Origin of the sequence: Rhodococcus koreensis (genome assembly GCF_900105905.1) — a bacterium.
Taxonomy (GTDB): Bacteria; Actinomycetota; Actinomycetes; order Mycobacteriales; family Mycobacteriaceae; genus Rhodococcus_F; species Rhodococcus_F koreensis.
Genome location: NZ_FNSV01000005.1, coordinates 3,650,836 through 3,661,711 on the forward strand (window position 1 = coordinate 3,650,836; position 10,876 = coordinate 3,661,711).

Here is a 10,876-nt window from a genome sequence, read left to right on the forward strand (position 1 = left end):
CAGAGAAGGGCAGAGCCATGAAAGTGTCCACCCCGCTCGTCGAACCATCGCTCGAAATCCGACGCATCCCCACGCGGTCGAAGCCGGTGCATCGCACGAAGTCCGCAGCCGACGCCGACGCCGCACGAGTAGAGCTACGGCAGGCCCGAAACGAGACCGCGCGCCGCGAGCGTGACCAGTATCGTGACGTGCCCGCGCAGTGCGAGGCCATCGGCCGGCTCGCCGCCTCCGACCCCCGCCGCGAACTGCTGCGACAGCGACTGATCGAGCGGTGCCTGCCGCTCGCCGAACACATCGCCCGGCGTTTCCTCGGTCGCGGAGAACCCCTCGACGACCTGATCCAGGTCGCCCGCATCGGTCTGGTCAAGGCAGTCGACCATTTCGACGCCCGCTGCGGGGCGAACTTCGTGTCGTACGCCGTCCCGACGATCACCGGCGAAGTCCGCAGGCACTTCCGCGACACGGGATGGGCGATGCGCGTCCCGCGCAGCATGCAGGAACTGCACCTTTCCCTCACGACCGCGACGACCGAACTGACCACCACACTCGGACGCGCCCCGACGGCGAGCGAATTGGCCGAGGCCCTCGGGATCGACAAGGAGGAGGTGGTCCGGGGCCTCCGGGTTGCCGACGCCTACAGCACCCTGTCCGTCGATTTCCCGCTCGGCGAGGACGAGCGCCCGCTGTCGGAGACGATCGGCGACGTCGACCCGTCCCTCGCACACGTCGAGGACCACGTGGTTCTCGAGCCGCTGCTGGGATCCCTTCCCGACCTCGAACGCACCGTCCTCGTTCTGCGGTTCTTCGGCAACATGACCCAGTCGCAGATCGCCGCTCGGGTGGGCGTCTCGCAGATGCAGGTGTCCCGGCTGCTGAACAAAACCCTGGCGGACCTGCGCGGGAAACTCGCCGACGCCAGCGGTCAGATGCCCGGGTAGGCGGCCAGGAAGTCCTCCCACGTCCGCTTGCCCGTCGCCGCCTCGCGCGACAGGTTGACGCCGTCCCGGTACGCGCGGCCGGCCTTGCCCGGCATCCGGACCGGCATCGTCAGCCGGTGCCTGCCGGTCGCCTGCAGGTAACTGCGCGCCAGATCGCCCATCCCGTACACCGTCGGCCCGGGCAGGTCGGGAACCAGGCCTGCCGGGGCGCCGAGCGTCAGTTCCACCAGACGCGCCGCCACCTCCCCCGAGTCGACCGGCTGGAAGCGCAGTCCGCCCGGGACCGGGATCACCGGCAGTTTCGCCATCTTCTGCAGCATGCTCAGCACCAGTTCGTGAAACTGGGCTGCGCGCAACGTCGTCCACGGCAGGCCCGAGTCGGCCACCGCTCGCTCCGCGGCCAGCTTGGACGTGAACCAGCCGAGCGGAACCCGGTCGGCCCCGATCACCGAGATGTAGACGAGATGCCGCACCCCGGCACGCGAGGCGGCCTCGACCAGGTTCCGGGTCGCCACCTCGTCGCCCTTGGGGCCACCCGCCAGGTGCAGAACGGTCTCGACCCCGTCCAGTGCGGCTTCAATTCCCTTGCCCTCGAACAGGTCGCCGACCATGTACTCGACGCCGTCGCCGGGGTCACGGCCGTGCCGGCTGAGGACTCGCACGTCCCGCCCCGCCGCCCGCAGCAGTGGGACGACCTGACGTCCGAGCGTGCCGGTACCGCCGGTGATGAGAATGGGTGATGTCATGATCTCTCCAGATTCTTCGGACAGCTGATTTCGGTGGGTCTACCTGTGAGACACGCCGCGAGGAAGGAATGTGACACGGTGGACGACCGCGATCGGCTGACCGAGCGTTTCGAGGAACACCGGCCGCGGCTGCGGGCCGTCGCGTACCGGATGCTGGGCTCGGTGAGCGAGGCCGACGACGCCGTCCAGGAAGCGTGGTTGCGCACGATTCGCGCGGACACCGGCGAGGTGGAGAACCTCGAGGCGTGGCTGATCACGGTGGTGTCGCGGGTGTGCCTGAACGTGTTGCGCTCACGCGAGCAGCGGCGCGAGGAACCTCTCGACGTGCAGGCACACGATCCGGCTGTCGGCCACGACGACGGCGGCGACCCCGAACACGAAGCGATGCTGGCCGACTCGGTCGGGCTGGCGCTGCTGGTCGTGCTCGACACGCTGACCCCGGCCGAGCGGCTCGCGTTCGTGCTGCACGACATGTTCGACGTGCCGTTCGACGACGTCGCCCCTATCGTGGGCCGCTCCTCCCAGGCGGTGCGGCAACTCGCGAGCCGTGCCCGCCGGCGGGTGAAGGGTGCGTCGTCGGCACCGGACCCCGCGGATCTGGACCGCAGGCGAGCTGTCGTCGACGCCTATCTGGCCGCCACCCGCGGCGGCGACTTCGACGCTCTGGTCGCGCTGCTCGATCCGGATGTGGTGCTTCGGGCCGATCCCGCTGTCGGACCCACCCCGGGACCTCTCGTGATCCGGGGCGCCCGCGTCGTGGCCAAGGGCGCTCTCGCATCCGCGGAACGGGCCCGGGTCACCCAGGTGGCCCTGGTGAACGGGGCGGCCGGGCTCGTGATGGCTCCCCGAGGGCGGCTGTATCTGGTGCTGGCGTTCACGATCGTGGACGGGAAGATCACCGAGATCGACGTCATCGCGGAGCCGGATCGCGTCCGCCGGCTCGATCTCGCCGTCCTCGGGGACTGACCGGTCACCCGAACCGGGTGATGACCGTCGGCCCCGCGACCCGCAGCATGGAGGGAGCCGACACCCGGGGAGAGGGGCGCGAACGTGACTACTGCCTCGGACGACGATGCCCCACCCCGGAGCGCGGCCGCGCCGTCGCCGTTCCCGCCGATCGCGGACTACGCCTTCCTCTCGAACTGCCACACCGGGGCGCTGATCGCGCCGGACGGTTCCGTCGACTGGCTGTGCGTGCCCCGGTTCGATTCGCCCAGCGTGTTCGGTTCCCTCCTCGACCGTGAGGCCGGGATGTTCCGGATCGGCCCGTTCGGGCTCAACGTTCCGGCGTCCCGCCAGTACGAGCCGGGCACCAACATCATCTCGGCGGTGTGGAACACCCCGACCGGGTGGGTGAACGTGCGCAGTGCGCTGACGATGAGCACGACCCGCGGTGAGGACACCGTCACTCCCCACACGAGGCCGCCGGCGGACGAGGATGCCGACCACATGCTGGTCCGCACGGTCACGTGCCTCGACGGCAGCGTGGAGGTGGAGTTGGTGTGCGAGCCCGTGTTCGACTACGGACGCGCACCGGCGGAGTGGGTTCTCGTGAACGGTGATCGGCACACCGCCGACGCGAGCGGTGCGGGGCTCACGCTGCGCCTGCAGACGGACATGGCGCTCGGCATCGAGGGCGGACGGGTTCGCGCGCGCCACATGCTCGAGAAGGGCGAAACCCTGTACTGCGCGCTGACCTGGGCCGCGGAACTCGCCGCGCCGGGAACGGTGGAAGAGGCTGTCGCGCAACTCGATGCGACCGCGACGTTCTGGCGGCGCTGGTTCAGTCACGCCCGCTTCCCAGACCATCGGTGGCGTGAGGCGATCCAGAGGTCCGCCCTGACCATCAAGGGCCTCACGTACATGCCGACCGGAGCCACCGTCGCAGCCCTCACGACTTCCCTGCCGGAAACCCCGGGTGGCGAACGCAATTGGGACTATCGCTACACGTGGATGCGGGATTCCACGTTCACGCTGCAGGCCCTGCACTACCTGAACCTGGACTGGGAGGCCGACGAGTTCATGCAGTTCATCGCCGACCTCGAGTCGAACGGTGACGGCGCACTGCAGATCATGTACGGAATCGACGGCACCCGCGACCTCACCGAGTCGACCCGCGACGACCTGTCCGGCTATGCGGGCGCGCGCCCGGTGCGGATCGGTAACGGCGCGTTCGACCAGCGGCAGAACGACGTGTTCGGCGCCGTCCTCGACTCGATCCTGCTGCACACGGTGCGCAGCAAGCGACTTCCCCGCCGGTTGTGGCCGCTCGTGCAGCAGCAGGCGGCGTGCGCCTCGGCGGTGTGGCGCGACCCCGATCAGGGGATCTGGGAGGCGCGCGGCGCACCGCAGCACTATGTGTCGTCGAAGCTGATGTGCTGGGTGGCGCTCGACCGGGCGTCGAAGATCGCGGGCATCCGCGGCGATCGGGCGGCCGAGGACACCTGGCGTGCCACAGCCGAGGAGATCCGCGCCGACATCCTCGCGCACGGCGTGAAGAAGGGGGTGCTGCGACAGCACTACGACACCGAGGCGCTGGACGCGTCGACGCTGCTCGCCGCGGTCTTCGGGTTCCTACCCCGCGGGGACGTCCGGCTGCGCGCCACCGTCGACGCCATCGCGAGCGATCTCACCGAGGACGGATTCGTCCTGCGCTACCGCACCGGCGAAACCGACGACGGATTGTCGGGCAGGGAAGGCAGTTTCCTGATCTGCTCGTTCTGGCTGGTGTCGGCCCTGACCGTGGTCGATCAGGTGCAGGAGGCCACCGATTTGATGGAGCGACTGGTCAGCGTGTCGTCTCCCCTGGGCCTGTACGCGGAAGAATTCGACACGAGCACGGGCCGTCACCTCGGCAATTTTCCGCAGGCGTTCTCCCACCTCGCGCTGATCGAGGCCGCGGGGCGCATCATCCTGCACGAGCGGATGCGGGAACTGATGTGAGCCGAGGCCGGGCCCGACACGTCCGCCGCGCGGGCGACGGCCTCGCGGTGTCCGCCACCGTAGGCTGATCATGTGTCCCGAGCCGAATCGAGTCGGACGTACAGCGGCCAACCGGTCGCCGAACGTCGCGTAGCCCGCCGGGCACGGTTCCTCGACTCGGCCCTGTCGGTCTTCGCGGAGAAGACGTACGCCCACAGTTCGATCAGCGACATCTGCGCCGACGCGGGACTGTCGCGGCGCCAGTTCTACGAGGAGTTCGGCAGCCGCGAGGACATCCTCCTGGCCGTCTACGACACGATTCAGGACGACGCCCGGGACGCCGTGCTCGCCGCGAACGAGGCGGCCCCCTCCCGCGATCCGCGGACCGTAGCCGGCACCGTGATGACGGCCTACATCGAATCGGTCGGCACCGACGAGCGGCGCGCCAGGATCATCTTCGCGGAGGTGGTCGGGGCGGGCCCCCGGGTCGAGCAGTACCGCCTCGAGCGCCGCGCACAGTGGGCGCAACTCTTCGAGGCGGTCACCCGCACGATCGACGGTGGCGTCGTCGACCCACCCGAACGGTTCGCGATGGTGTCGATCGCCTTCATCGGGGCGGTCAACGACCTCGCCCACCACTGGAGCACCGCCTCCCCCCGGCCGTCCGCGTCGGTCCTGGTGGACGTCCTGAGCACGATGCTCATCGCGCTGGTCACCGATCAGGCCTGACCGGAACTTACTCGCGAGTATTGCGATACCCGTCACACCTGATCTAAGGTCTGCACTCAAAGTGAGACATGGACGTCTCACTTCGGCCCGGGGAGGACCACATGATCAGATCGAGAGCGCTGCGACACCGAATACTGCTGGTGGGCGCAATGGTGGTGGGTGCACAGCTCGCCGTCGCCGCACCGTCGGTCGGGGCGCCCACCGACGGCGGGACGGCGGTGGACGTGCAACCGGCCCCGGCCGTTCCCGCCTGGCCCGAGGCCGACCGCGGGTTCTACGAGCCGCCCGCCGACGTGGTCGCGGCCGCCGAGCCCGGCGAGATCATCGCCGCCCGCGAAGTGCGCCTGGCGAACCTGTCCGTGCTTCCGGTGAACGTCGACGCCTGGCAGCTGTCCTACCGCTCCAACAATTCGCGGGACGAGGCGATCCCGGCGGTCGCGACGGTGATCAAACCTCGGGGCACGATCGACGGCGTCCGCAATCTGCTGTCGCTCCAGCCTGCGGAAGACTCGCTCGGCCAGTACTGCGCCGCCTCGTACGCGCTGCAGCAGTGGTCCGTTCCCGCGCCGCTGACCGGTCAGGTCGTCGCGCCGTTGCAGTTCCTCGAGGCGCAGGCCGCCCTCGCCCAGGGATGGGCCGTCGTGATGCCGGACCATCAGGGCCCGAACGCGGCGTATGCGGCCGGGCCCCTCGCGGGCCGCATCACCCTGGACGGAATCCGGGCGGCGGAGAACTTCGACCCCCTGGAGCTGTCCGGCAGGCAGACCCCGGTCGGACTGATGGGGTACTCGGGTGGCGCGATCGCGACGGGGCATGCCGCCGAACTCCACGAGAGCTACGCGCCGGACCTGAACATCGTCGGCGCGGCCGAGGGCGGTATCCCGGCCGATCTCGGCGCCCTGGTCGATCTCGCGGGCAACAACCTGGGCGCGGGGATCGTGCTGGGCGGGGTGTTCGGGGTGAGCCGGGACTACCCCGAACTCGCGGAGTATCTCGACACCCACCTGAACCCCCTCGGCAAGCAGCTCCTCGCCGCCAAGGGCAACCTGTGCGTCAGTTATCAGTCCGCGCTGCTGCCGTTCGCGAACCTGCGGGGCCTGTTCGACAGCCCCAGCGGCGACCCGCTGCGCGATCCGGTGGTCGAATCGGTACTCGACCGGACGAGGATGGGCCATCGGGTGCCGGACGTCCCCATGTTCATGTATCAGGCGAACCCGGACTGGTTGGTGCCGGTCGGGCCCGTCGACCGGCTCGTCGACACGTACTGCCAGGACCCGGACGCCCGGGTGACGTACATCCGCGACCACGCCAGCGAGCACCTGTCCCTCGAGCCGGTCGCGGCCGCGAGCGCCCTGATGTGGTTGCGGGACCGTTTCGACGGGGTCCCGGCCGGCGCCGGGTGCGCCACCCACGACGTGGGGTCGATGGCCCTCGACGAGAAGACGTGGCCGGTGTGGTCGTCGATCGTCGGCGACACACTCGCGAGCCTGCTCGGTCAGCCGATCGGGACGTGACGGTTCACAGCCCGCCGACACCGGCGAGCAGGGTGCGCGAGCCCTCGTGGAGCCGGGACCGGACGACGTCGACGGTGGTCTTCATCGTCGCCGCCACCTCGTCGCAGGACATTCCCCGGTAGTACACGAGGGCCAGTGTCTGCCTTTCGAGGGCGGGCAGCGCGTCGACCGCGTCCAATACCGCCGACCTGCACGAATTCACTTGCATGTACCCATCGTCAATGACCGGCGGGGTCGGAGACAGGGACCCCAGGGTGACGAACTGCCCACCCAGGGGTGAGCGTGCGGAAAAGACAGAGGGCCACCTTCCCGGGGGAAGGTGGCCCTCTGTGTGCGGAGGCAATTCCGCGGTGGAGCCTCCTGTCAGGATTGAACTGACGACCGCTCGCTTACAAGGCGAGTGCTCTACCACTGAGCTAAGGAGGCGGACACGCGCGCCCATCATATCCATTGCAGGAACGTCGGCTACTTCCGCCCACATTGGATAGCGTTGGAGCCATGAGTACCTCGGAGATCGCCACCGTCCTCGCTTGGCACGACGCCCTCAACTCCGGCGACATCGACACTCTGCTGTCGCTGTCGAGCGACGACATCGAGATGGGTGGACCGAAAGGCGCCACTCAGGGCCTGGCGGCGCTGCGGGAATGGGCGTCCACCGCGGGCATCACGCTGAATCCGCAGCGAATGTATTACTACGACGGAGTGCTGGTGGTCGAACAGCAGGCCACGTGGGCCACGGACCCGGAAGAGACGCGTATCCTGGCCTCTGCATTCCGTGTCGTCCACGATCAGGTCATCTCCACGTTCCGCCACGAGACACTCGAGTCTGCACTCTCCGCTACCGATTTGACCGAGAAAGACCTTGTCTCCGACACGTAGTATGTCCAAGCTCACAGAATCCCTCCAACGTCTCACAGGCGACCGTCGCGCAACGGTCGATGCGGTCACCGCTGCACCCACCCCGCTGCAGCCGATCGACCTCACCGACGATGCGGTCGTCGCCGAAGTACTCGACCTCGCCGTGCGAGTCGGTGAAGTCCTCCTCGCGTCCGGCACCGGTGCGATGGACACCGCCGAACAGGTGCAGTTCATCGCCGCCACGTACGGCCTCGCCCAGTGCGATGTGGATGTCACGTACAACTCCATCGTGCTGTCGGCGTACCGCGGGCCCACCCTCCCGCCGGCGAGCACCATGCGGATCGTGCACTACCGCTCGATGGACTTCACCCGGCTCGCGGCGGTCGACCGGCTCACCCGGCGCATCCGCCGGGAAGCGGTCACCCCCGGCGAGGCGCACGAGGCCCTGACCGCGGTCACCACGGCGCCGCACCCGTACAACCGCTGGATCGCGACGCTCGCCTGGGCGTCGATGGCCGCGTCGGTGTCCGTGTTGATGGGTGGTGGTGTGCTGGTCGCGTCCGTCGCCTTCCTGACGACGATGGTGATCTACCGGGTCAACCGCGTCCTCAACCGCATCGGTCTGCCGTTCTTCTTCCAGCAGGTGGCGGGCGGCCTGGTGGCCGCGACCCCGGCGGCGACGCTCTACACGTTCCAGGATCAGCTGGGTGTCGAGATCAGACCGTCGCAGATCATTTCGGCCGGTGTGGTGGTGCTGTTGTCCGGGCTGTCACTGGTCGGTTCCGTGCAGGACGCCATCACGGGAGCACCGATCACGGCGGCGGCGCGATTCTTCGAAGTGGTCATGATGACCGGCGGCATCATCGCCGGTGTGGCCATCTCGTTGCGTCTGACCGGCGTGCTGGGTTCGACCCTGCCCCCGGTCAACGTCGAGATCACCGAACTCGTGCAACTCCCCGTGCTGGTGATGTCGGGCGCTTTCGCGTCGATGTTCTATGCACTGGCCTGTTACGCCGAGCAGCGGGCCCTGACGGCCGCGTGGTTCGGCGGCGCGGCAGGCGCGCTCGTGTACATGGTGGCGCACCAGTTCGGCATCGGCCCGATCATCGGTTCGGCACTCGCCGCCACCGTGGTCGGCTTCGCCGGTGGTCTGATGGCCCGCCGCGCGCTCACGCCGCCATTGGTCGTCGTGGTGGCGGGTATCACGCCGCTGCTGCCGGGTCTGTCCCTGTACCGGGGTCTGTACGCCCTGCTCAACAACGAGGTGGTGATCGGACTGGGCTCGCTGCTGGCGGCGTTCGGTATCGGTTGCGCGCTCGCGGCCGGCGTCACACTCGGCGAATGGATCGCCCGGACCCTGCGGAGGCCGCGCATCCTGCGCCGCACAGACGACATCCGCCGCCCCGTCTTCAAGACGAGGCGGCGGAAGCCGGTCGAAACACACACACAGAAGGCGGCCTGAGGCAGTTTCAGGTGACGGCCTCTCGGCCGTCGGCCGGGCGCGACCGCCGGAATCTCACCGGACGGTCGTCCCGGCCCACAACGTCGCCGAAACGCGGGCGACGAGGAGGTCAGCTCTTGTCGACGCTGTGCCGTCCGCCCGACTTCTCGTCGGCCTCCATGGCCTCACGCAGGCTCTTCGGCCGCATGTCGGTCCAGTTCTTCTCCACGTACTCGAGGCAGGCTGCCCGGCTTTCCTCGCCGAAAACCACGCGCCAGCCTGCCGGCACCTCAGAGAACGTGGGCCACAGTGAGTGCTGGTCCTCGTCGTTCACCAGCACGTAGAAGCGGCCTTCTTCGTCATCGAATGGATTGGTGCTCATCTCGCCTCGCTTGTCGCATACGTGTCCTGTGCGTTCACACTAGCAAGCGTGCCGTTGCGGCCACGCCTTGTTACGACAGATGTAACGATCTCTCCCGCCCGCACGGCAACGTTCGACAGGAGCGACGACGTGATTCCGTGCGTTTTCTCCGTGCCGCCCTGCAGATAGATTCCCGCTGTGACGTCCGGCGAAACCGCCAATCGGTAATCTCGGCCGACTTCCCGCGGCGGGTGGGTTTTCGGCGCCAGTTCGCCGAGCAGCGGCTCGAGCGGAGCCGGGGTGAAACCGGTGGCCAGAATCAGTGCGTCGCAAGCAAGAGTGTCGGTGAGGCCGTCCACACCGCTGCGCACCGCCACCTCGATTCCGTCCGAAGTCTCGTCGACGGCAATGATCTCCGACGCGCGGCGCATGAACAGCCGGCGGCGCCCGCGCACGCGTTCCTGGTACTCGGTCGCGTACAGCTCGTTGATGAGCTCGATGTCGACCACCGAATAGTTAGTACTCCTATGGACATCCAGCAATCGCAGACGCTCCCCCTCCGGGGCGCCGTGCAGGTCGTCCACGGCCTCCGGATCGAAGATGCGGTTGGCGTACGGACTGTCGTCGGCCGGGCTGTAGCCGTAACGCGAGAAGACGCTGTGGACTTCGGCTTCGGGGTAGTTTCCGTGCAGGTACTGGACGATCTCGGCGGCGCTCTGACCCGCTCCGAGGACGACGAACCGCTGGTGAACCGGGGCCGGCATCTCGCCGAGCCGGAACAGGAATTGATGGTTGTGGAAGCACCGCGCAGAGGGGTTGGCCCACTCGGGGATTCGTTCCCGCAGACCCGCACCGACCACGACGTTGCGTGCGATCACCGTGGAGCCGTCGGCGGCACGGACCTCGAAACGGTCGATCACCCCGTCGTCGCCGCGGATTCCGCGTACCGTCTCCACCGCGGTGCCGTACCGCACGTCGGCGTCCACTCGGCGTGCCGCCCACTGCAGGTAGTCGTGGAACTCGTGACGAGTCGGGAAGAACGTCTGGTGATTGACGAAGTCGACGAGGCGACCCTGATCGAAGAGGTAATTGAAGAAGGTGAATGCGCTGCGCGGATTCCGGAACGTCACCAGATCCTTGGGAAACGCGATCTGCATGGTGGCGCCGTCGAGCAGCATTCCGGGATGCCACCCGAATCGATCCTGCTTCTCGAAGAATTGCGCGCTGATCCGCTCGCGCGGGGGGCACTCCGCGTTGTGTTCCTCGATGGCAATGGCCAGTGCGAGGTTGGCGGGACCGAATCCGACACCCACGACATCTCGCACCGGGAGATCTGTACCGACCGTTTCCGGCGATTCACTCATAGC

General features: G+C 68.2%; 11 protein-coding genes and 1 tRNA gene. 7 read left to right on the top strand and 5 right to left on the bottom strand.

All coding sequences use genetic code 11. The features are described from left to right. The first annotated feature begins 17 nt into the window (after positions 1-17). Entirely contained in the window at positions 18-938 is a 921-nt protein-coding gene (locus tag BLV94_RS21180) for a SigB/SigF/SigG family RNA polymerase sigma factor (RefSeq protein ID WP_072942850.1), read from the top strand. On the opposite strand, the gene BLV94_RS21185 is transcribed toward BLV94_RS21180, so the two are convergent. Continuing rightward, complete coding sequence (locus BLV94_RS21185; protein WP_072942848.1) at positions 923-1,684, bottom strand: SDR family oxidoreductase; 762 nt, start codon at positions 1,682-1,684, stop codon at positions 923-925. The two genes, BLV94_RS21180 and BLV94_RS21185, sit on opposite strands and share 16 nt — an antisense overlap. 78 nt (positions 1,685-1,762) lie before the next feature. Between BLV94_RS21185 and BLV94_RS21190 the strand changes: the two genes are divergently transcribed. From BLV94_RS21190 to BLV94_RS21205, 4 genes are all read left to right on the top strand, one after another. Further along, the gene (locus BLV94_RS21190; RefSeq protein WP_072942846.1) at positions 1,763-2,650 is read left to right on the top strand and encodes a sigma-70 family RNA polymerase sigma factor; all 888 of its coding nucleotides are present in this window, start codon (positions 1,763-1,765) and stop codon (positions 2,648-2,650) included. A gap of 84 nt (positions 2,651-2,734) precedes the next feature. After that, positions 2,735-4,627: a glycoside hydrolase family 15 protein gene (locus BLV94_RS21195; RefSeq protein ID WP_074933786.1), complete on the top strand. Its 1,893-nt coding sequence runs from the start codon at positions 2,735-2,737 to the stop codon at positions 4,625-4,627. 72 nt (positions 4,628-4,699) lie between these two features. Beyond that, positions 4,700-5,335 carry a TetR/AcrR family transcriptional regulator gene (locus BLV94_RS21200; protein ID WP_072947947.1) on the top strand — a complete coding sequence of 212 codons (636 nt, stop codon included), beginning with the start codon at positions 4,700-4,702 and terminating at the stop codon, positions 5,333-5,335. Positions 5,336-5,436: 101 nt separating this feature from the next. Next, positions 5,437-6,849, top strand: coding sequence for a lipase family protein (locus BLV94_RS21205; RefSeq protein WP_083395632.1), 1,413 nt, complete (start codon positions 5,437-5,439; stop codon positions 6,847-6,849). Between the two features lie 4 nt (positions 6,850-6,853). On the opposite strand, the gene BLV94_RS21210 is transcribed toward BLV94_RS21205, so the two are convergent. Further along, positions 6,854-7,057, bottom strand: a complete 204-nt coding sequence (locus BLV94_RS21210) for an RNA polymerase sigma factor (RefSeq protein WP_072947943.1) — start codon at positions 7,055-7,057, stop codon at positions 6,854-6,856. Positions 7,058-7,200: 143 nt separating this feature from the next. Then, positions 7,201-7,275: transfer RNA gene (locus BLV94_RS21215), tRNA-Thr, on the bottom strand. A 72-nt stretch (positions 7,276-7,347) separates the two neighbouring features. Here BLV94_RS21215 and BLV94_RS21220 point away from each other — a divergent pair. Together BLV94_RS21220 and BLV94_RS21225 are read left to right on the top strand one after the other, a co-directional pair. Continuing rightward, positions 7,348-7,728 (top strand): nuclear transport factor 2 family protein, encoded by a 381-nt coding sequence (locus BLV94_RS21220; protein ID WP_072947940.1) that lies wholly within the window; start codon positions 7,348-7,350, stop codon positions 7,726-7,728. Position 7,729: 1 nt separating this feature from the next. Beyond that, the gene (locus BLV94_RS21225; RefSeq protein ID WP_072947937.1) at positions 7,730-9,169 is read left to right on the top strand and encodes a threonine/serine exporter family protein; all 1,440 of its coding nucleotides are present in this window, start codon (positions 7,730-7,732) and stop codon (positions 9,167-9,169) included. A gap of 109 nt (positions 9,170-9,278) precedes the next feature. Here the strand turns inward: BLV94_RS21225 and BLV94_RS21230 are convergent, their stop codons facing one another. Together BLV94_RS21230 and BLV94_RS21235 are read right to left on the bottom strand one after the other, a co-directional pair. Beyond that, positions 9,279-9,530 (bottom strand): MbtH family protein, encoded by a 252-nt coding sequence (locus tag BLV94_RS21230; protein ID WP_005244517.1) that lies wholly within the window; start codon positions 9,528-9,530, stop codon positions 9,279-9,281. Continuing rightward, the gene (locus BLV94_RS21235) at positions 9,527-10,873 is read right to left on the bottom strand and encodes a lysine N(6)-hydroxylase/L-ornithine N(5)-oxygenase family protein (RefSeq protein ID WP_072947934.1); all 1,347 of its coding nucleotides are present in this window, start codon (positions 10,871-10,873) and stop codon (positions 9,527-9,529) included. The genes BLV94_RS21230 and BLV94_RS21235 overlap by 4 nt, the downstream gene beginning before the upstream one ends. Between the last annotated feature and the right edge of the window lie 3 nt (positions 10,874-10,876).